Source organism: Delftia sp. DLF01 (assembly GCF_014852125.1).
Lineage (GTDB): Bacteria > Pseudomonadota > Gammaproteobacteria > Burkholderiales > Burkholderiaceae_C > Comamonas > Comamonas acidovorans.
This window is the reverse complement of the sequence record NZ_JACVAZ010000002.1, coordinates 1,110,834-1,130,508: the sequence shown is the minus strand read 5'-3', so window position 1 is coordinate 1,130,508 and position 19,675 is coordinate 1,110,834. Positions and strand designations below refer to the sequence as shown.

The 19,675-nt window shown below is 64.6% G+C and carries 26 protein-coding genes and 1 tRNA gene; 20 read left to right on the top strand and 7 right to left on the bottom strand.

All coding sequences use genetic code 11. The annotated features are described in order from the left end of the window. Nucleotides 1-204: 204 nt before the first annotated feature. The 19 genes from IB269_RS13570 to IB269_RS13475 all read left to right on the top strand — a co-directional run bounded on the left by IB269_RS13570 (nucleotide 205) and on the right by IB269_RS13475 (nucleotide 11,476). Complete coding sequence (locus IB269_RS13570; RefSeq protein ID WP_012202963.1) at nucleotides 205-1,794, top strand: glycerol-3-phosphate dehydrogenase/oxidase; 1,590 nt, start codon at nucleotides 205-207, stop codon at nucleotides 1,792-1,794. Between the two features lie 687 nt (nucleotides 1,795-2,481). Further along, nucleotides 2,482-2,850 (top strand): 50S ribosomal protein L14, encoded by a 369-nt coding sequence (gene rplN, locus IB269_RS13560; protein ID WP_012202964.1) that lies wholly within the window; start codon nucleotides 2,482-2,484, stop codon nucleotides 2,848-2,850. Between the two features lie 10 nt (nucleotides 2,851-2,860). Next, the gene (gene rplX / locus IB269_RS13555) at nucleotides 2,861-3,181 is read left to right on the top strand and encodes a 50S ribosomal protein L24 (protein ID WP_012202965.1); all 321 of its coding nucleotides are present in this window, start codon (nucleotides 2,861-2,863) and stop codon (nucleotides 3,179-3,181) included. A gap of 10 nt (nucleotides 3,182-3,191) precedes the next feature. Continuing rightward, a complete protein-coding gene (gene rplE / locus IB269_RS13550; protein WP_012202966.1) occupies nucleotides 3,192-3,731 on the top strand; it encodes a 50S ribosomal protein L5 in 540 nt (179 codons plus the stop codon). An 8-nt stretch (nucleotides 3,732-3,739) separates the two neighbouring features. Next, nucleotides 3,740-4,045 (top strand): 30S ribosomal protein S14, encoded by a 306-nt coding sequence (gene rpsN / locus IB269_RS13545; RefSeq protein WP_012202967.1) that lies wholly within the window; start codon nucleotides 3,740-3,742, stop codon nucleotides 4,043-4,045. A gap of 20 nt (nucleotides 4,046-4,065) precedes the next feature. Then, complete coding sequence (rpsH, locus tag IB269_RS13540; protein ID WP_012202968.1) at nucleotides 4,066-4,461, top strand: 30S ribosomal protein S8; 396 nt, start codon at nucleotides 4,066-4,068, stop codon at nucleotides 4,459-4,461. Between the two features lie 24 nt (nucleotides 4,462-4,485). Beyond that, nucleotides 4,486-5,019, top strand: a complete 534-nt coding sequence (gene rplF / locus IB269_RS13535) for a 50S ribosomal protein L6 (protein ID WP_013804444.1) — start codon at nucleotides 4,486-4,488, stop codon at nucleotides 5,017-5,019. A gap of 11 nt (nucleotides 5,020-5,030) precedes the next feature. Next, complete coding sequence (gene rplR / locus IB269_RS13530; RefSeq protein ID WP_012202970.1) at nucleotides 5,031-5,396, top strand: 50S ribosomal protein L18; 366 nt, start codon at nucleotides 5,031-5,033, stop codon at nucleotides 5,394-5,396. Nucleotides 5,397-5,411: 15 nt separating this feature from the next. Further along, nucleotides 5,412-5,933 carry a 30S ribosomal protein S5 gene (gene rpsE, locus IB269_RS13525; RefSeq protein ID WP_012202971.1) on the top strand — a complete coding sequence of 174 codons (522 nt, stop codon included), beginning with the start codon at nucleotides 5,412-5,414 and terminating at the stop codon, nucleotides 5,931-5,933. Between the two features lie 14 nt (nucleotides 5,934-5,947). Then, on the top strand, nucleotides 5,948-6,130 hold the full coding sequence (gene rpmD / locus IB269_RS13520) for a 50S ribosomal protein L30 (RefSeq protein ID WP_012202972.1): 183 nt from the start codon (nucleotides 5,948-5,950) through the stop codon (nucleotides 6,128-6,130). Between the two features lie 11 nt (nucleotides 6,131-6,141). After that, nucleotides 6,142-6,573, top strand: coding sequence for a 50S ribosomal protein L15 (gene rplO, locus IB269_RS13515; RefSeq protein ID WP_012202973.1), 432 nt, complete (start codon nucleotides 6,142-6,144; stop codon nucleotides 6,571-6,573). A gap of 24 nt (nucleotides 6,574-6,597) precedes the next feature. Beyond that, complete coding sequence (gene secY / locus IB269_RS13510) at nucleotides 6,598-7,917, top strand: preprotein translocase subunit SecY (RefSeq protein WP_012202974.1); 1,320 nt, start codon at nucleotides 6,598-6,600, stop codon at nucleotides 7,915-7,917. Nucleotides 7,918-8,049: 132 nt separating this feature from the next. After that, on the top strand, nucleotides 8,050-8,163 hold the full coding sequence (gene rpmJ / locus IB269_RS13505; protein ID WP_003050535.1) for a 50S ribosomal protein L36: 114 nt from the start codon (nucleotides 8,050-8,052) through the stop codon (nucleotides 8,161-8,163). A gap of 22 nt (nucleotides 8,164-8,185) precedes the next feature. Next, nucleotides 8,186-8,551 carry a 30S ribosomal protein S13 gene (gene rpsM, locus IB269_RS13500; RefSeq protein ID WP_012202975.1) on the top strand — a complete coding sequence of 122 codons (366 nt, stop codon included), beginning with the start codon at nucleotides 8,186-8,188 and terminating at the stop codon, nucleotides 8,549-8,551. A gap of 18 nt (nucleotides 8,552-8,569) precedes the next feature. Beyond that, nucleotides 8,570-8,974, top strand: coding sequence for a 30S ribosomal protein S11 (gene rpsK / locus IB269_RS13495; RefSeq protein WP_012202976.1), 405 nt, complete (start codon nucleotides 8,570-8,572; stop codon nucleotides 8,972-8,974). A 90-nt stretch (nucleotides 8,975-9,064) separates the two neighbouring features. Next, on the top strand, nucleotides 9,065-9,688 hold the full coding sequence (gene rpsD, locus IB269_RS13490; protein WP_012202977.1) for a 30S ribosomal protein S4: 624 nt from the start codon (nucleotides 9,065-9,067) through the stop codon (nucleotides 9,686-9,688). 112 nt (nucleotides 9,689-9,800) lie between these two features. After that, nucleotides 9,801-10,799: a DNA-directed RNA polymerase subunit alpha gene (locus IB269_RS13485; RefSeq protein ID WP_012202978.1), complete on the top strand. Its 999-nt coding sequence runs from the start codon at nucleotides 9,801-9,803 to the stop codon at nucleotides 10,797-10,799. Between the two features lie 186 nt (nucleotides 10,800-10,985). Then, nucleotides 10,986-11,378 carry a 50S ribosomal protein L17 gene (gene rplQ / locus IB269_RS13480; protein ID WP_012202979.1) on the top strand — a complete coding sequence of 131 codons (393 nt, stop codon included), beginning with the start codon at nucleotides 10,986-10,988 and terminating at the stop codon, nucleotides 11,376-11,378. 21 nt (nucleotides 11,379-11,399) lie between these two features. Then, nucleotides 11,400-11,476, top strand: a tRNA-Met gene (locus IB269_RS13475). Nucleotides 11,477-11,558: 82 nt separating this feature from the next. Here IB269_RS13475 and IB269_RS13470 read toward each other — a convergent pair. Then, entirely contained in the window at nucleotides 11,559-11,876 is a 318-nt protein-coding gene (locus IB269_RS13470) for a hypothetical protein (RefSeq protein ID WP_012202980.1), read from the bottom strand. A 294-nt stretch (nucleotides 11,877-12,170) separates the two neighbouring features. Here IB269_RS13470 and IB269_RS13465 point away from each other — a divergent pair, with 294 nt between their 5' ends. After that, nucleotides 12,171-13,676, top strand: coding sequence for a DASS family sodium-coupled anion symporter (locus IB269_RS13465; RefSeq protein ID WP_034389959.1), 1,506 nt, complete (start codon nucleotides 12,171-12,173; stop codon nucleotides 13,674-13,676). Between the two features lie 12 nt (nucleotides 13,677-13,688). On the opposite strand, the gene IB269_RS13460 is transcribed toward IB269_RS13465, so the two are convergent. The 6 genes from IB269_RS13460 to IB269_RS13435 are packed head-to-tail and all read right to left on the bottom strand — an operon-like array spanning nucleotide 13,689 to nucleotide 19,664. After that, a complete protein-coding gene (locus tag IB269_RS13460; protein WP_013804442.1) occupies nucleotides 13,689-14,276 on the bottom strand; it encodes an alkylhydroperoxidase domain protein in 588 nt (195 codons plus the stop codon). Then, nucleotides 14,273-14,968: a CMD domain protein gene (locus IB269_RS13455; protein ID WP_123694350.1), complete on the bottom strand. Its 696-nt coding sequence runs from the start codon at nucleotides 14,966-14,968 to the stop codon at nucleotides 14,273-14,275. The genes IB269_RS13460 and IB269_RS13455 overlap by 4 nt, the downstream gene beginning before the upstream one ends. Further along, nucleotides 14,965-16,095 (bottom strand): putative FMN-dependent luciferase-like monooxygenase, encoded by a 1,131-nt coding sequence (locus IB269_RS13450; protein WP_192367371.1) that lies wholly within the window; start codon nucleotides 16,093-16,095, stop codon nucleotides 14,965-14,967. The genes IB269_RS13455 and IB269_RS13450 overlap by 4 nt, the downstream gene beginning before the upstream one ends. Beyond that, on the bottom strand, nucleotides 16,076-17,767 hold the full coding sequence (locus IB269_RS13445; protein ID WP_192367370.1) for a dipeptide ABC transporter ATP-binding protein: 1,692 nt from the start codon (nucleotides 17,765-17,767) through the stop codon (nucleotides 16,076-16,078). Before IB269_RS13445 ends, IB269_RS13450 begins: the two co-directional genes overlap by 20 nt. After that, the gene (locus tag IB269_RS13440; RefSeq protein WP_192367369.1) at nucleotides 17,764-18,720 is read right to left on the bottom strand and encodes an ABC transporter permease; all 957 of its coding nucleotides are present in this window, start codon (nucleotides 18,718-18,720) and stop codon (nucleotides 17,764-17,766) included. Before IB269_RS13440 ends, IB269_RS13445 begins: the two co-directional genes overlap by 4 nt. Continuing rightward, nucleotides 18,717-19,664 (bottom strand): ABC transporter permease, encoded by a 948-nt coding sequence (locus IB269_RS13435; RefSeq protein WP_043820406.1) that lies wholly within the window; start codon nucleotides 19,662-19,664, stop codon nucleotides 18,717-18,719. Before IB269_RS13435 ends, IB269_RS13440 begins: the two co-directional genes overlap by 4 nt. Between the last annotated feature and the right edge of the window lie 11 nt (nucleotides 19,665-19,675).

Here is a 19,675-nt window from a genome sequence, read left to right as displayed (position 1 = left end):
ATCGCAGTCCATCGTTGGGGCGTCCTGGGTCGCCAAAAACACAAAACGAAAGATAGCGAAGAAAAAAATACAAAAACGAGCGAAAATAGCGGAAAACCCGATTCCGTCCCCTTCGCATTGGGCGCAGGCGTGGCGTCCCGGGTGCTGACATGGCGGCTACATGGCGCCCTGTTAACTTGCCCCACATTCCTTCGTCGAAGATCCATGTCCCTCGCTGCTTCCCCTCTGCCCACCGGCCGCGCCGCCCTGCTGGAACGCCTGGCCCAGCCTGAAACCTACGATCTGGCCATCATCGGCGGCGGTGCCACCGGCCTGGGCGTAGCCCTGGACGCGGCGGCGCGCGGGTTCAAGGTCGTGCTGGTGGAGTCGCATGACTTCGCCAAGGGCACGTCCTCGCGTGCCACCAAGCTGGTCCATGGTGGCGTGCGTTACCTGGCCCAGGGCAACATTGCCCTGGTGCGGGAAGCGCTGCATGAGCGCACCACGCTGCTGCACAACGCGCCCCACCTGGCGCAGCCGCTGGCCTTTGTCATGCCGTCCTACAAGCTGCTGGACACGCCGTTCTACGGCATCGGCCTCAAGATGTATGACGCGCTGGCCGGCAAGGCAGGCCTGGGCGCCACCGAATTCCTCTCGCGCTCCAGCACTGTCAAGTGTTTGCCCACCGTGCGCCAGCAAGGCCTCAAGGGCGGCGTCAAATACTGGGACGGCCAGTTCGACGATGCCCGCCTGGCGCTGGCGCTGGCACGCACGGCCGCCGCCAAGGGCGCGCTGCTGGTCAACTACTGTCCCGCGCTTGAACTGCTGCACGAAGGCGGCAAGGTCGCCGGCCTGGTCTGCGAAGACACGGAATCGGGCCGGCGCTTCACGCTGCGCGCCAAATGCGTGGTCAACGCCACCGGCCCCTGGGTGGACCTGTTCCGCCAGCAGGATGCCGAGGCCCAGGGCCGACCCGTCAAGCCCATGGTCGCGCCCAGCCAGGGCGTGCACGTGGTGGTGGACCGCGACTTCCTGCCCAGCGATCACGCCCTGCTCGTGCCCAAGACGGCCGATGGCCGCGTGCTCTTTGCCGTGCCCTGGCTGGGCAAGGTCATCCTGGGCACCACCGACACGCCGCGCAACGACTTGGCGCGCGAGCCCCTGCCGTTCCCCGAGGAGCTGGACTTCATCCTCACCGAGGCCGGACGCTACCTCACGCGCCAGCCCACGCTGGCCGACGTGCGCAGCATGTGGGTCGGCCTGCGCCCGCTGGTCAAGCCCCAGGACGATGACGGCGAGAACACCAAGAAGATCAGCCGCGAGCACACGGTCATGTCCAGCCGCACCGGCCTGGTCACCGTCACGGGCGGCAAATGGACCACCTACCGTGCCATGGCCGAAGACGTGCTCTCCGAATGCTTTGCCATCGGCCGCCTGCCGCACCGCCCCGGCGGCGTCACGGCCCGCCTGCCGCTGGCCGGCGCCCCGGCCGAGTCCGCCGTGCACCACCGCATGAACCAGGTCCAGGGCCTGCACTCCTATGGCACGGAAGCCTCGGCGGTGGAGGCGTTGCCGGGCAACGACGAATGGCTGGCAGACGGCCTGAACGAAGCCATGGTGCGCTTTGCCGCGCGCTTCGAGTACGCGCGCACCGTGGAAGACGTGCTGGCGCGCCGCAGCCGCCTGCTGTTCCTCGATGCGCGCAAGGCCGCCGAGGTGGCGCCGCGCGTGGCAGCCATCCTCCAGGAGGAGCTGGGGCAGGACGCCGGCCTGGCGGACTTCATGCCGCTGGCGGCCCAGTACCTGCCGGCCTGATTGCGGCTGAAGTCCCTCTCAAGCAAAACGCCCTGCACTGCAGGGCGTTTTGCTTTTGGAGGCAGATGCAAGCCAAGGAAAGATTGTCAAAATTGATGGATATCTATCTTTGATTGTTTTTATGAATCAGAATGCTGCCCATGGCATCTCGTAACGGTGCCGGCGAACAGCAGCCAGCACAAGGCTGACGAGGGAGGGGGAATGATGAAGAAAGCGCCTGAAAGTCCGTTTTCCGCAGGGTCAGGGCCGTGCCCGAACCCAACGCGGTGGCCCCAAGCCGCTGCGATGTCTGCGCCGCCGTAGCACGCGCGGCCAGCCGGCAGCAGACGATTGCGTTGAGTCTGCCACCCTTTGCCGAGCCCGCCAGGCTCGGCTTTTTTATGGGCGTTTCCGATGGTGTGCGGCCATCGGCAGGCCCAGCTTGCTCCTGGGTTGATAGCGCTCTTGTGGGGGTTGCGCAACGCTGCCGGCCAGGGGTGGAAAAGGCAGCTAAGGGTTTGACGCGCAAAGGAATTTCTGGGACAATCCCATGCTTCACGTGAAAATCGTGAAGTTATCTGCCCAGTGGAAGCGCCGAGAAATGGTTTTCGGCGTGGACGACGGGCCCAAGACTGACTGGCTGCTCGCGGCCCTTGAGAAGACTCTGGGGCTGTCGAGTGTTTGCTGGAGCAAGTTGGGAATATTGAAATGATCCAAACAGAATCTCGGTTAGAGGTTGCCGACAACACCGGCGCGAAGTCTGTTCAGTGCATCAAAGTGCTGGGCGGTTCTCATCGTCGCTATGCGAGTGTTGGTGACATCATCAAGGTGACCATCAAGGAAGCTGCACCGCGTGGACGCGTCAAAAAAGGCGAGGTCTACAGCGCGGTCGTGGTGCGTACGGCGAAGGGTATTCGCCGTGCTGATGGCTCGCTCGTCAAGTTCGACGGCAACGCCGCCGTTCTGCTGAACGCCAAGCTGGAGCCTATCGGCACCCGCATCTTTGGCCCCGTGACTCGTGAACTGCGCAACGAAAAGTTCATGAAGATCGTGTCCCTGGCACCTGAAGTTCTCTAAAGGAAGCACCATGAACAAGATTCGCAAGGGCGACCAAATCATCGTGCTGACCGGCCGTGACAAGGGCAAGCAAGGCGTGGTCTCGGCTCGCAAGGACGACTCCCACCTGTTGATCGATGGCATCAACATGGTGAAGAAGCACGTCAAGCCGAACCCCATGAAGGGCACCACCGGCGGTATCGTGGAAAAGGCCATGCCTATCCACCAATCCAACGTGGCCATCTTCAATGCAGCGACCGGCAAGGCTGATCGCGTGGGCATCAAGGTGCAGGCCGACGGCACACGCGTTCGCGTGTTCAAGTCCAGCGGCGCCGAAATCAAGGCGGCCTAAGGGGTAACACATGGCACGACTGCAAAAACTGTATCGCGAAAAGATCGCGGCTGAACTCAAGGAAAAGTTCGGCTACACCTCCTCCATGGAAGTGCCCCGTCTGACCAAGATCACCCTGAACATGGGTGTGAGCGAAGCCGTGGCCGACAAGAAGGTGATGGACAACGCCGTGGCTGACCTGACCAAGATTGCTGGTCAGAAGCCCGTGGTGACCAAGGCCAAGAAGGCTATCGCCGGCTTCAAGATCCGTGAAGGCCAGGCCATTGGCTGCATGGTGACCCTGCGTGGCGTTCAGATGTATGAATTCCTGGACCGTTTCGTCACCGTGGCTCTGCCCCGCGTGCGTGACTTCCGTGGTATCTCCGGCCGTTCTTTCGACGGTCGCGGCAACTACAACGTCGGCGTCAAGGAACAGATCATCTTCCCCGAAATCGAGTACGACAAGGTGGACGCTCTGCGTGGTCTGAACATCAGCATCACGACGACAGCTCGGACCGACGATGAGTGCAAGGCACTGCTCGCCGCTTTCCGTTTCCCCTTCAAGAACTGAGGTGGCGCATGGCTAAAGTTGCATTGATCCAGCGCGAACTCAAGCGCGAAAAGCTGGCAGCCAAGTACGCTGCCAAATACGCAGAACTGAAGGCAATCGCCGCTGACGCAAAGCGCAGCGACGAAGAGCGCGACGCCGCTCGCCTGGGCCTGCAGAAGCTGCCCCGTAACGCGAACCCCACTCGCCAGCGCAACCGCTGCGAGATCACGGGTCGTCCCCGTGGCACCTTCCGTCAATTCGGTCTGGGCCGCGCCAAGATCCGTGAACTGGCCTTCGCTGGCGACATCCCCGGTGTCACCAAGGCCAGCTGGTAAGCAAGCAGGAGAGATTAAACATGAGCATGAGTGATCCCATCGCTGACTTGCTGACCCGCATCCGCAATGCACAAATGGTCTCCAAGACCACCGTGACGGCTCCTTCCTCCAAGGTCAAGGTTGCCATCGCCCAGGTGCTGAAGGATGAAGGCTACATCGACGGCTTCCAAGTGAAGACCGACGCTGGCAAGTCCGAACTCGAAATTACCCTGAAGTACTACGCCGGCCGTCCGGTGATCGAGCGCATCGAGCGCGTGAGCCGTCCCGGCCTGCGCGTGTACAAGGGCCGTGACGCAATCCCCCAGGTCATGAACGGTATGGGCGTTGCCATCGTCACCACTCCCAAGGGCGTGATGACGGATCGCAAGGCACGCGCCACTGGCGTGGGCGGCGAAGTGCTGTGCTACGTGGCCTAACGGACATTAAGGAGAAATACTGAAATGTCTCGCGTAGCAAAGACTCCCGTGGCCATCCCCGCAGGCGTGGATGTGTCCATCAAAGACGACCAGATCAATGTGAAGGGCACCGGCGGCACGCTGTCGCAAGCCCAGAACGTTCTGGTGAAGATCTCCAACAACGAAGGCAAGCTGTCTTTCGAGCCCGTCAATGACTCGCGCGAAGCCAACGCCATGAGCGGCACCATGCGTCAGCTGGTGAACAACATGGTGGTGGGCGTGAGCAAGGGCTTCGAGAAGAAGCTGTCGCTGGTTGGCGTGGGTTTCAAGGCTTCGGCCTCGGGCTCCAAGCTGAACCTGGCGATCGGCTTTTCGCACCCGGTGAACTTCGAAATGCCGGCCGGCATCACTGTCACCACCCCCACACCGACCGAAATCTTGGTCAAGGGTGCTGACCGCCAGGCCGTTGGCCAAATGGCTGCTGAGATCCGTGCCGTTCGTCCTCCCGAGCCCTACAAGGGCAAGGGCATCCGTTACTCGGATGAGAAGGTCGTGATCAAAGAGACCAAGAAGAAGTAAGGAGCTGCATTATGTTGACCAAGAAAGAGCAGCGTCTCCGTCGTGCCCGCCAGACCCGCATCCGCATTGCACAGCAAGGCGTGGCACGTCTGAGCGTGAACCGTACGAACCTCCACATCTACGCAAGCGTGGTGTCGGAAGACGGCACCAAGGTGCTGGCTTCGGCCTCCACCGCCGAAGCCGAAGTGCGCACCCAACTGGGCGCCATCGGCAAGGGTGGCAACGTGGCTGCCGCTACGCTGATTGGCAAGCGCATTGCCGAGAAGGCGAAGGCTGCCGGCGTGGAGAAAGTGGCTTTCGATCGCGCTGGTTTCGCATACCACGGCCGCGTGAAGGCTTTGGCAGAAGCCGCTCGTGAAGCCGGCCTGCAGTTCTAAGCGGAGCGGATAGAAATGGCAAAGTTTTCTCCCAAGGTGCAAGACGAAGGTCGTGACGACGGTCTGCGCGAAAAAATGATCGCGGTGAACCGCGTCACCAAGGTTGTGAAGGGCGGTCGTATCCTCGGCTTCGCTGCACTGACCGTGGTTGGCGATGGTGATGGCCGCGTTGGCATGGGCAAGGGCAAGTCGAAGGAAGTGCCTGCAGCCGTGCAAAAGGCGATGGAAGAATCCCGTCGCAACATGATCAAGGTGTCTTTGAAGCACGGCACGATCCATCACACCGTGATGGGTCAGCATGGCGCAGCATCCGTGATGCTGAACCCCGCTCCCAAGGGTACCGGCATCATCGCCGGCGGCCCGATGCGCGCCGTTTTCGAAGTGCTGGGCATCACCGACATCGTGGCCAAGAGCCATGGTTCGTCGAATCCCTACAACATGGTCCGCGCGACTTTTGACGCTCTGAAGCACTCCACGACCCCTTCGGAAGTGGCAGCCAAGCGCGGCAAGTCGGTTGAAGACATCTTCACCGCCTGATCGGAGTCAATCACATGACAACGCAACAAACCGTGAAGGTGCAACTGGTGCGCAGCCCCATTGGCACCAAGGAATCGCACCGCGCCACCGTCCGTGGCCTGGGCCTGCGCAAGCTGAACAGCATCAGCGAACTGCAGGACACGCCTGCCGTGCGCGGCATGATCAACAAGATCAGCTACCTGGTCAAAGTTCTCTGAAAGGATTGATGATGGAACTCAATAGCATCAAGCCTGCAGAGGGCTCCAAGCACGCCAAGCGCCGTGTCGGTCGCGGCATCGGCTCCGGCCTGGGCAAGACTGCCGGCCGTGGTCACAAGGGTCAGAAGTCGCGTTCGGGTGGCTACCACAAGGTGGGCTTCGAAGGCGGTCAAATGCCTCTGCAGCGCCGTCTGCCCAAGCGTGGCTTCAAGTCGCATCTGCTGAAGTTCAATGCAGAAGTGACCCTGTCCGCTCTGGAACAGCTGGGCCTGGCCGAAGTCGATCTGGCAGCTCTGAAGCAAGCCGGTCTGGTTGGTGAAATCGCAAAGGTGGTCAAGATCATCAAGAGCGGTGAAATCAGCAAGGCTGTCAAGCTCAACGGCATCGGCGCTACCGCCGGCGCCAAGGCTGCCATCGAAGCTGCCGGTGGCAGCATCGCCTGATTAATGATCTGAAAGAAGACATCCGTGGCTACTAGCGCAGCTCAAATTGCAAAAACCGGAAAATTCGGCGATCTTCGCCGCCGTCTGGTTTTTCTGTTGCTCGCGCTGGTCGTTTACCGGATCGGGGCTCATATCCCCGTGCCGGGCATCGATCCAGCGCAGCTGCAGCAGCTGTTCAATGGCCAGCAGGGCGGCATTCTCAATCTGTTCAACATGTTCTCGGGTGGGGCGCTCTCGCGCTTCACGGTGTTCGCACTGGGGATCATGCCGTACATCTCGGCATCGATCATCATGCAGCTCATGACCTACGTGGTCCCTACATTCGAGCAGCTGAAAAAGGAAGGTGAATCGGGTCGTCGCAAGATCACCCAGTACACCCGCTACGGCACTTTGGGCCTGGCGATTTTTCAGTCCCTGGGAATTGCCGTGGCTCTGGAAAGCTCCGCAGGTCTGGTTCTGAGCCCTGGCTTCGGCTTCCGCCTCACGGCGGTGGTCAGCCTGACGGCCGGCACCATGTTCCTGATGTGGCTCGGTGAACAGATCACGGAACGTGGTCTGGGCAACGGCATCTCGATCCTCATCTTTGGAGGTATCGCCGCAGGTCTGCCGAGCTCCATCGGTGGTCTGCTGGAGCTGGTGCGCACCGGTGCCATGAGCATCCTGGCCGCGATCTTCATCGTTCTCGTGGTGGCAGCCGTGACGTACTTCGTCGTGTTTGTCGAGCGGGGACAACGCAAGATCCTGGTGAACTATGCGCGTCGTCAGGTGGGTAACAAGGTGTATGGTGGCCAGTCTTCGCACTTGCCGCTGAAGCTGAACATGGCGGGGGTCATTCCTCCCATCTTCGCTTCCTCGATCATCTTGCTGCCGGCGACCGTTGTGAACTGGTTCAGTGCAGGGGAATCCATGCGCTGGCTGAAGGACATTGCTAGCACGCTGACCCCCGGTCAGCCGATCTATGTGATGCTCTACGCCACTGCCATCATCTTCTTCTGCTTCTTCTACACGGCCCTGGTGTTCAACAGCCGGGAAACCGCCGACAACCTGAAGAAGAGTGGTGCCTTCATCCCCGGGATCCGTCCCGGTGACCAGACGGCCCGCTACATTGACAAGATCCTGGTTCGCCTGACCCTGGCTGGCGCGGTGTACATCACATTCGTGTGCTTGTTGCCCGAGTTCCTGATCCTGAAGTACAACGTTCCGTTCTACTTCGGTGGTACATCACTGCTGATTATTGTGGTGGTGACCATGGACTTCATGGCCCAGGTGCAGAACTACATGATGTCGCAACAGTACGAATCGCTCCTCAAAAAGGCGAACTTCAAAGCGACACTTGGCAATTGAACTAAGTGATGGGCCTGGCCGGCGGTGCCGGCGGGTCCAGTAAGAGTTAGTAGACGCCCACTCGATCTATCCATCGCGGGCATGTTTCCCGGTCGATAGGCCGTAACGGATGTAGAGTTTTAGGAGAATGAAATGAGAGTTTCGGCTTCGGTCAAAAAAATCTGCCGTAACTGCAAGATCATCCGCCGCAAAGGTGTGGTGCGAGTGATCTGCACGGACCAGCGCCACAAGCAGCGCCAGGGTTGATAGGAAAGTTTGAGGACGAATAATGGCACGTATCGCTGGCATTAACATCCCGCCGCATCAGCACGCTGAAATCGGCCTGACCGCTATCTATGGGATCGGTCGCACCACTGCACGCAAGATCTGCGAAGCCGCTGGCATCGCATATTCCAAGAAAATCAAGGAACTGACTGACGGTGATCTGGAAAAGATCCGTGATCAGCTGACTTCCCTGACTCTGGAAGGTGATCTGCGTCGCGAAACAACGATGAACATCAAGCGTTTGATGGACATCGGTTGCTATCGCGGTTTCCGTCATCGTCGTGGCCTGCCCATGCGTGGTCAACGTACCCGCACGAATGCACGTACCCGCAAGGGTCCGCGCAAGGGTGCCGCGGCTTTGAAGAAATAAAGAGATTGAAAGATCACTATGGCTAAGTCTCCCGCAAACAACGCTGCACAGCGCGTTCGCAAGAAAGTCCGTAAGAACATTTCGGACGGCATTGCCCACGTGCACGCTTCGTTCAACAACACGATCATCACCATCACCGACCGCCAAGGCAACGCTCTGTCGTGGGCCTCGTCGGGTGGCCAGGGCTTCAAGGGTTCGCGCAAGTCGACTCCCTTCGCTGCCCAGGTGGCTTCGGAAGTGGCTGGTCGTGCTGCCATCGAACAGGGCATCAAGAACCTGGACGTCGAAATCAAGGGTCCCGGTCCTGGCCGTGAATCCTCGGTTCGCGCCCTGGGCGCCCTGGGCATCCGCATCACTTCCATCGCGGACGTGACGCCGGTTCCCCACAACGGCTGCCGCCCTCAAAAGCGCCGTCGTATCTAAGCTTTTTCACCAAGCCCACCGCCGCCCAGATGTGTAACATCGCGGGCGGCTCCCGTGCTTGTGCACGGCAGATGACACAAAGGAAATCAAGTGGCACGCTATATCGGCCCCAAGGCCAAACTCTCCCGCCGTGAAGGCACTGACCTGTTCCTGAAGAGCGCACGTCGCTCGATCGCCGACAAGTCCAAGTTCGACACCAAGCCCGGCCAGCACGGCCGCACTTCCGGTCAGCGTACTTCCGACTTCGGCCTGCAGCTGCGTGAAAAGCAGAAGGTCAAGCGCATGTACGGCGTGCTGGAAAAGCAATTCCGCCGCTACTTCGAAGCCGCCGACAAGAAGAAGGGCAACACCGGTGCCAATCTGCTGTCGCTGCTGGAGTCGCGTCTGGACAACGTGGTGTACCGCATGGGCTTCGGCTCGACCCGCTCGGAAGCGCGTCAGCTGGTGTCGCACAAGGCCATCACGGTCAACGGCCAATCCGTCAACATCCCTTCCTACATGGTGAAGGTGGGTGACGTGGTCGCCGTGCGTGAAAAGTCCAAGAAGCAGGCTCGTATCGTCGAAGCCCTGCAACTGGCTGGTCAAGTCGGTTTCCCCGCATGGGTGGAAGTGTCTGCCGACAAGGCTGAAGGCACGTTCAAGAAGTCGCCTGACCGCGACGAGTTCGGTGCAGACATCAACGAATCCCTGATCGTTGAGTTGTACTCGCGTTAATTCCGCGCAGCGACATTTCTGTAAAACCGTCCCCCAGCCGCGAGGCATCGCGCTGGGGTGCTTCACCAGCCTTACCGGTGTAACGAGCCGGGGGTATTGAGAGGAAGTCTGCATGCAAACCAATTTGCTGAAGCCCAAGACGATCAATGTCGAGCAGCTTGGCCACAATCGCGCCAAAGTTGTTCTGGAGCCGTTTGAGCGTGGCTACGGCCATACGCTGGGCAACGCCCTGCGCCGTGTCCTGCTCTCGTCCATGGTGGGTTACGCAGCGACGGAAGTGACGATTGCTGGTGTGTTGCACGAGTACTCGTCCATCGACGGTGTCCAGGAAGATGTGGTCAACATCCTGCTGAACCTCAAGGGTGTGGTGTTCAAGCTGCACAACCGCGATGAGGTCACGCTCTCGCTGCGCAAGGATGGCGAAGGCGTCGTGACGGCGCGCGACATCCAGACGCCCCACGACGTGGAAATCATCAACCCTGATCATGTCATCGCCAACCTGTCGCAAGGCGGCAAGCTGGACATGCAGATCAAGGTGGAGAAGGGCCGCGGCTATGTGCCCGGCAACGTGCGCCGCTATGGCGACGAGTCCACGAAGTCGATCGGCCGCATTGTGCTGGACGCTTCGTTCTCGCCCGTCAAGCGCGTGAGCTACGCCGTCGAATCGGCCCGCGTTGAACAACGCACCGACCTCGACAAGCTGGTGGTGGAGATCGAAACCAATGGTGCGATCACTGCCGAGGACGCCGTGCGCGCCTCCGCCAAGATTCTGGTGGAACAGCTCGCCGTGTTCGCTCAGCTGGACGGCGGCGATATCGCCAGCGTCTTCGATGCTCCGGCCGGTGGCCGTGGTGCCGCAACCGCCTTTGATCCCATCTTGCTGCGTCCCGTGGACGAGCTGGAACTCACCGTGCGTTCGGCCAACTGCCTCAAGGCAGAGAACATCTACTACATCGGCGACCTGATCCAGCGTACCGAAAACGAGCTGCTCAAGACCCCCAACCTGGGTCGCAAGTCGCTCAACGAGATCAAGGAAGTCCTGGCTTCCCGCGGTCTGACGCTGGGCATGAAGCTCGAGAACTGGCCGCCTGCTGGCCTGGAAAAGCGCTAAGCACTATAATTGCAGGCTCTCCTTTTTGGAGAGCCTCAGTGCCTCGGGCAGTACCTGATACGGCTGCACGAATTAATCAACAACTTGCGCAAATTCGGTTGAGGCAAGCTGCAGATCCGGTAACGGGTCCAGGCTTGCATCCTTGTTTGCGCAAGCCCTAATTACAAATTTTAGGAATAAAGCACCATGCGTCACGGTCACGGCCTCCGCAAACTCAATCGCACCTCTTCGCACCGCCTGGCGATGCTGAAGAACATGATGAATTCGCTCATCGAGCACGAAGCCATCAAGACCACCGTTCCCAAGGCCAAGGAACTGCGCCGCGTGATCGAGCCCATGATCACCCTGGCCAAGGTCGACACCGTTGCCAACCGCCGCCTGGCATTCGACCGCCTGCGCGACCGCGACAGCGTGACCAAGCTCTTCAACGAGCTGGGCCCCCGCTTCGCAAAGCGTCCTGGTGGCTACACCCGTATCCTGAAGATGGGCTTCCGCGTGGGCGACAACGCCCCCATGGCCTTCGTGGAACTGGTCGAGCGCGCTGAAGAAGGCGCCGCCGAAGCCAAGGCAGCTGAATAATCTGCTATAATTTTGGAATACCGCGCGATGGAGCAGTCTGGTAGCTCGTTGGGCTCATAACCCAAAGGTCGGAGGTTCAAATCCTTCTCGCGCAACCAAATTGAAAAGGGCTACGACAACTGTCGTAGCCCTTTTTTCATGCCCTCGCGCCAGGGCAAAGGCCAGGCGGGCAGCCCGGCATCAGCCGCCCAGCTGGTTGCCGATGCGCTGGCCCAGCCGCAGGCGCACGCGGTGGGCGATTTCCTGGGCGACCTCGGGGCTGAGCACTTCGCTGATGTGCAGCAGCTCGGTGTAGTGCATGTACAGAAGGCCGCGCAGGGTCTTGAATGCGGCCTCGTGCTCGGCGCCGCAGACGCTGGCGTCATTGGCCAGCACGCGCTCCACCACACCGGCCTGCAGCAGCGGGATCTTGCATATGACGGCGTGGCGGGCGATCTCCAGGTCGATTTCCTGGAGCCGGCATTCCCATTCCTCGGGCAAGAATCGGTTGGCTGGCATGTCGGCTTTTCTCCTTTTTTCACTGCATGGGTACACCGGGGCGAAAGGCACCCGGTCTGGGGATGCTGTCATGTGAGCGGGGCTCGGTGGCCTGGGTCGCCAGGTTTACTGGCCCGGCCTTGATGCCTGTCAAACTTCGGTGGCGCAGGCGCCCGCTGGAAGCCGGGCTCATGCTGCACTGCATCATGATGTCAGTCATGCGGCGCGGCCGCCAGTGCCCGTGCAGGCTGGTGGGCTTTTGCTCCCGGCAGGCCATGCTCTCTCGGCGCCGCTCCGGCAACGCAAAGGATCCACATGCTCGAGAAGATCGCCTCGCTGTTCCGCTATTTCAAGGCGGCCGTGCCGTTCCGGCTGGTGCCGGCACTGATTGCCACCGCCGTGCTGTTCGGCCTGCTGCTGATGCCCGTGCCCGAGGGGCTGACGCCCAAGGGCTGGCAGCTGGTCGCCATTTTCTTGACCACCATCGTGGCTATCATCCTCAAGGTCATGCCCATTGGCGTGATGGCCTTGATGGCCATCGTCATCGTCTCGCTGTCCCAGGTCACCTCCGGCTCGTCCAAGGGTGCCATCACCGATGCGCTGAGCAGCTTTTCCAGCCCGCTGATCTGGCTGATCGTGGTGGCCATCCTGATCTCGCGCGGCCTCAAGAAGACGGGGCTGGGCAGCCGCATCGGCCTGATGTTCATCGCCCTGCTGGGCAAGCGCACCATCGGCATCGGCTACGGCCTGGCGATCTGTGAACTGGTGCTGGCTCCGTTCACGCCCAGCAACACGGCGCGCGGCGGCGGCATCGTGCACCCGATCATGAAGTCCATCGCCAATGCCTTCGAGTCGGACCCGGCCAAGGGCACGCAGGGCAAGGTGGGCACCTACCTGGCCCTGGTCAACTACCACGCCAATCCCATCACCTCGGCCATGTTCCTGACCGCCACCGCGCCCAACCCGCTGGTGGTGGATTTCGTGGCCAAGGCGACGGGCCAGGCCCTGCACCTGAGCTGGACCACCTGGGCGCTGTACATGCTGCTGCCGGGCCTGCTGTGCCTGCTGCTGATGCCGCTGGTGATCTACCTGCTGTCGCCGCCCGAGCTCAAGGCCACGCCCAATGCCGTGGAGTACGCCCGCAGCGAGATGGCGCGCATGGGGCCGCTGTCGGGCAAGGAGCGCGTGATGCTGGGCACCTTCGGCCTGATGCTGCTGCTGTGGGCCAACGTACCGCAGATGCTGTTCGGCCCGGCCTTCGTGCTGGACCCCACCGTGGTGGCCTTCCTGGGCCTGTTCGTGCTGATCATCACGGGCACCATCGACTGGGATGACGTGCTGTCCGAGAAAAGCGCCTGGGACACCCTGGTCTGGTTCGGCGCCCTGGTGATGCTGGCCGAGCAGCTCAACAAGCTCGGCGTGGTGTCCTGGTTTGCCGTGGGCATGAAGAACGCCATCGTCGCCAGCGGCCTGGACTGGCTGCCGGTGGCGGCCATCCTGGTGGGCGTGTTCGTGTTCTCGCATTACCTGTTCGCCAGCACCACGGCCCACATCAGCGCCATGATGCTGGCCTTCCTGACCGTGGGCGCGCAGCTGATTCCGGCCGACTATGTCGTGCCCTTCATGCTGATGATGACGGCCGGCTCGGCCATCATGATGACGCTGACCCACTACGCCACCGGCACTTCGCCCATCATCTTCGGCAGCGGCTACGTCACGCTGGGCAACTGGTGGCGCGTGGGTGCGGCCATGTGCGTGATCGAGCTGCTGATCTTTGCCGTGGTCGGCAGTGTCTGGTGGAAGCTGCTGGGCCTGTGGTGAGGGCGGGCGCCCTCAAGCCGTGGTCCGTGGCTCGCCCAGCGACAGCATGAGCCGGTTGGCCCAGTTGAAGAAGGCCGTGCCGTGCAGCACATCGGAGATGGCGGCATCGTCCAGGCCTGCGGTGCGCAGTGCATCGATGTGGGCGGGCTCCAGCGCAGGCGGCGTCTGGGTCAGCGCCACGGCCGCCGTGACGATGGCATTCCAGCGCGGCCCCAGGTCCGTGCCCGGGCCTTCGTCGAGCAGGCGCTGCACGTCGCCGCCCCTGCGCGAGAAGTGCGTGGCAAAGCGTGCGTGCACCGAGGCGCAGTAGATGCAGCCATTGGCGCGTGAGGTGGCCGCAGCGGCCAGCTCGCGCTCGGCACGCGGCAGGCCGGCGTCGGGGTTGTAGAAGATGTCCTTGTCGGTGCGTGTGCGTGCGCCCAGCGTGTCGGGGTCGCGCGCCAGCAGGCGGAAGTAGGGCGACTGCGCGCGTGAGGCATCTACCAGGCCCGCATGGTGGCGTTCGGTCAGTTCGCTTTCTTCCAGTGGCTCAATCCAGGGCAGCCAGTCGAGCTGTTCCTGGGTGAAGACCTGGGGAGCGGCGGAGTTCGTTGAGGTCATGGCTGGGCTTGCAGGGTGGTGGGTTGATGGGCTGCCTGGGGCGCGGGGCGTGCAGCCAGCACGCGCAACCCCGCCACGACGCGGATCTGGAAGGACAGGAAGGACGCCAGCTGGGACAGGATGACGATGTCCGTCTCGCTCCAGCCCGCCTGTTGCAGCGCCTGCAGGGCCCCGGCGCTGGCGTCGCGCGGGTGGTAGGCCAGCAGGTGGGCATGGGCCAGCGCCGCGGCCAGGCGCGCGCCCAGCAGTGCGGCGTGGGCCGGGTCCACGGCATAGGCGGGGCCGGGCTGGTCCTCGCGGCTCAGCGGGCCTGCCGGGTAGCTGCCGTAGGGGCCGTGCGGGCCGCTGCCGGCCTGCAGGCTCTGGGCGCGGCCACGCACCACTTCGGACGCCACCACGGCGGCCAGTTCCGCATCCTCGGTGGCCAGCGCGCGTGTATAGAAGACGGCGCTGCGCGGCTCGCCATGCAGCCCGGCCGTGAAGGCGGCCAGGGCCAGCCGCTCGCGCAGCGAGACCGTGCCGGGCACAGGCTCGGCGGGCGTGAACAGGGCGGCAAAGCTTTGCTGGGCCTGCGTGCGTGCCTCGGTGCGGTGGCGGCGCACGCGGTCCAGGGCGCTGCCGGGGGTGATGTCGGCGAGGTGGTCGATCACGTCGCCGGGAAAGCGGGGCGTTGCGGTGGTGTTCATGGTCATGCGGCTTGCAGCAGTCCGGCCCGGACTGCGGGGAGGGAAGAGGGCGCTGGGGTGGACGTGGATGTGGACTCATCGGCACGGCGCCAGCCCAGGGCCGGTGCCACATGGGCGGCCGTCAGCTCGATGGAGCGCAGGATGGCGTCGTGCGGCGGATCGATGGAATGCACCTGGAAGACGATGTCGCTCACGCGCGCCAGCGCCGTGTCGGCGCGCAGCGAGGCGATGACCTCGTCCGGCGTGCCCACATGCACGTCGTAGGCGGCGATGAGATCGGCCAGCGGCGCCTGCGGATCGACGCGGGCCGCCCATTGCGAGGGCTGGGCCGCATGGCGCAGGGCCACGCGGCGCAGGCCGGCCTCGGCCCAGCGCAGCGCATCGTCTCGGCGGTCGGCCACGAACAGCGTGCGCGAGCCCAGGATGCGCGGCGCCCGCCCTGCGGGCAGGCGGGCGAGGTAGGCGTCGATGATGGGGTTCTGGATCTCGGACAGCGTGGCCTGCGGCGCGCCTTCGGGCCGTGGCTGGGTGCGCGACAGCATCAGGCCGTCGCCATTGGCCCCGGCCCGCGCGCCGCCCTCGGCCGAGAACGTGGCCTGCCAGACGCGCTCCAGCAGCTGCGGCGCGGCCGGGTACAGGCGCACGCCACCGGCCAGCGCGCGCCCGGCCCAGGCGTCCTGCAGCACGCCGAAGTTGCGTGCGAAGACGGCGCCGCGCTCGGCGCCCTGCACGCCAAAGGCCTCGAAGGATTCGGCCGTGCCGCCCGTGCCCAGGCCCACCTCCAGGCGGCCGCCGGTCAGCAGGTCCAGCACGGCCGCGTCCTCGGCCACGCGCAGCGCGTTTTCCAGCGGCAGCGTGATCACGCCCGTGCCGATGCGGATGCGCCGCGTGCGCGCCGCCACATGGGCCAGAAAGACGAAGGGCGAGGGCAGGCCGCCCTCGCTTTCATGGAAATGGTGCTGGGCTACCCAGGCCGAGTCGAAGCCGTGGGCCTCGGCATGGGCGATCTGCTCGGCCACCAGGCGGTAGCGCTCGCCGGCCGGCGCGTCGTCGAGCAGGCGGCTGAAGAAGCCCAGGCGTGGGCCGTTGCGGGGGGCGGCGCCAGCGTGTGTGTCAGGCGGTATGAGGGACAAAATCAATGCTCCTTTTGCCGGGAATGGCGTCCATGAGTTCGCGCGTGTAGTCGCTGGTGGGGCGCTGGAACACTTCCTCCACGCTGCCCGCGTCCACCACCCGGCCCGCGCGCAGCACCGACACCGTGTCGGCGATCTGGCGCACCACGGCAAGGTCGTGCGAGATGAAGAGATAGGTCAGCCCCAGGTCCTGCTGCAGCTGGGCGAGCAGGGCCAGGATCTGCGCCTGCACCGTCACGTCCAGGGCCGATACGGCCTCGTCCAGCACCAGCACCTGCGGCTGCAGCACCAGGGCGCGCGCAATCGCCACGCGCTGGCGCTGGCCGCCCGACAGCGCATGCGGGCGCCGCTGCAGCACGCCGGGCGGCAGGCCCACGCGCTCCAGCATGTCGTGCACGCGCCGGCGGCGCTCATCGGCCGGCAGCGGGTCGAAGTTCAGCAGGGGCTCCTCGATGATGTCGAACACGCTCTGGCGCGGGTCCAGAGAACTGAACGGGTTCTGGTAGACCAGCTGCACGCGGCGGCGCAGCTGGCGCAGGGCCTCGCCGCGCAGGCCCGTGACCTCGGTGCCTTCGATGCGGATGCGGCCCGCCGTGGGCCGGCCCAGGCCCACGATGGCGCGGATGGTGGTGGTCTTGCCCGAGCCCGACTCGCCCACGATGGCATGCGTGCTGCCCCGGCGCACGCGCAGCGACACGCCGTCCACGGCGCGGAAGATGCCGCGCCCGTGGGCGGAGGCATGGCCGGGGGCCGCGAACTCGTGCACCAGATCCTCGACCTCGATGGCCCAGTCATCGGCCGTGGCGGGCCTGGGCGTGCGGCGCGGCGCGGGCGCCAGCGAAGGCGCATCGGCCAGCAGCCGCCGCGTATAGGCGCTTTGCGGATTGCGCAGCAGCTCCAGCGTGGGGCCCTGCTCCTGGATGCGGCCGCCCTGCATGACGACCAGGCGGTGCGAACGGTCGGCCGCCACGCCCAGGTCATGCGTGACCAGCAGCACGGCCGTGCCGGTCTCGCGGCGCAGCGCGTCGATCAGGTCCAGGATGCGCCGCTGCACGGTCACGTCCAGCGCGCTGGTGGGCTCGTCGGCAATGATGAGGGCGGGCCGCAGCGCGATGGCGATGGCGATCAGCACGCGCTGGCGCATGCCGCCCGACAGTTCGTGCGGATACTGGCGTGCGCGCAGCGCGGGCTGGGACAGGCCCACGCGGGCCAGCAGCTCCAGCGCGCGCGCCTCCACGGCCGTGCGGTCGCGCAGGCCGTGGATGCGCAGGATCTCGCCCACCTGGTCGCCCACCGTGCGCACGGGGTTCAGCGACATGGTGGGGTCCTGCGGCACCAGGCTGACCACGCGGCCGCGGATGGCGTTCCAGCGTGCGGCCGGCCAGCCCGAGACCTCGGTGCCCCGCAGGCGGATGCTGCCGTGCTCGCGGTGGCCGTTGTCGGCCAAAAGGCCGATCACGGCCTGGGCCGTGGTGGTCTTGCCCGAGCCCGATTCGCCGACCAGGGCCACGACCTCGCCCGGCGCCACGGAAAACGACACGCCGTGCACCACGCGCTGCGCCTGGCCTGCGGCATCGCGGTAGGCCACGGCCAGGTCCTGCACTTCGAGCACGGGGGCGGTGGTTGCCACCGCTGGTGCGGCGTGGATGCGTTCCTCGATGGCGGCGCTCATGCAGGCCTCCGAGCGAAGGCCGTGGCGATGCGGTTGGCCGCCAGCACCACGGCCACCACGATCAGGCCCGGCGCCGTGGTCAGCCACCAGGCGGTGGCGATGTAGTTGCGGCCCTCGGCGATCAGCAGCCCCCATTCGGGCGTGGGCGGCGGCGCGCCGTAGCCCAGAAAACCCAGGGTGGAAATCGCAAGGATCGCCGAGCCGAACTGCAGCGCGGCCATGGCGATGACCGAGGTCAGCGAGTTGGGCAGCACATGGCGCCACAGCACGGCGGCAAAGCGCCCGCCGCTGCCAAAGGCGGCCTCCACGTAGTCGGAGCGGCGCACGCGCACCACCTCCGAGCGCACCAGGCGCGCGAAGCTGGCCACCGAGACCACGCCCACGGCAATGGCCGCGTTGATGGTGCCAAAGCCCAGCACGATGATGATGGTCAGCGACAGCAGCAGCGAAGGCACGGCCAGCAGCACATCGACCAGGCGCATCAGCGCATCTTCCGTGCGCCCGCCCGTGGCCCCGGCCAGCAGGCCGATCAGCGTGCCCACGGCCAGGCCCACGCCCACGGCCACGAAGGCGCCCGACAGCGAATGCACGGCGCCATGCACCACGCGCGCCCACAGGTCGCGCCCCAGCGCGTCCGTGCCCAGCCAGTGCGCGGCGCTGGGCGCCAGCAACTGCTGGCCGGCCTGGCCCGCGATCGGGTTCTGGTGGGCGAACCAGCCGGGCGCCAGTGCCCACAGCGCGGCCACGGCAATCACCAGCCAGGCCAGGGCCAGCGTGGGCGGCAGGCGTTTCAGGGATTGCAAGCGGGCCGGCAGGGCGAAGCTGCGGCGCGGGGCGGCTGGCGCAGGGGCCAGGGACGACGCTGGCAGCGCCATGGGAATGGGAGTAGGAGTGGCGGGCGCGGCCTGGGCATCCAGGGCCGGGGAAAGAGCGCTTGAGACGGCAGTGTTCATGGCCGGTTCTCCACGGAATGGCGCAGGCGCGGATCAAGCAGCGGGTACAGCAGGTCCACGGCGAGGTTGATGAGTACGAAGGCGGCGGCCGAGACGACCACCACGGCCTGGAGCACGGCCGTGTCCTGGTTGCCCACGGCCTGCTGGGTCAGCGTGCCCAGGCCGTTGAGGCCGAACACGGCCTCCGTCACCACGGCGCCGGCCAGCAGCTCGCCGAACAGCACGCCGGCAATGGTCAGCGTGGGCAGCAGGGCATTGCGTGCCACATGGCGCAGCAGCACCCAGCGGCGCGAGGCGCCCTTGGCCCGCGCCACGGCCACGAAGGGCTGGGCCAGCACGGCGTCGATATTGCGCAGCAGCACCTGGGCCAGCGGCGCCGAGATCGGCACGGCCAGGGTCAGCGTGGGCAGCACCAGTCCTTCCCAGGGGCCGGGATTGATCACGGCGATCCAGCCCAGGCGGAACGACACCACCTGGATCAGCATGATCCCCAGCCAGAACACGGGCACCGAGACAAAGACCGAAGGCAGCGAATACAGCGCGTTGCGCAGCCAGGACAGGGGCGCCAGGCTGGCAGCCGCCGCCAGCGCCACGGCCAGCAGCGCGGCTGCGGCAAAGCCCAGGGCCGCGAGCTTGAGCGTGGGCGGCAGGCTGGTGGCCAGGCCCTGGCTCACCGGCACGCCGGCCTGCAGCGAATAGCCGAAATGGCCCGTGAGGAACTGGCCCAGCGTGTGCAGGTACTGCTGCCACACGGGCTGGTCCGAGCCGTAGGCGGCGCGGATGTCGGCAATCTCCTGCGGGCCCAGGCCCAGCTCGGGGTTCAGGAACTTGATCAGCACGGCATCGCCCGGCAGCAGCTGCAGCAGGATGAACGAGACCGTGAAGGCCGCCCACAGCACCAGGGCGGCCTGGGCGATGCGGCTGAGCAGATAGCGGCGCGGCATGGGAGCGGTTC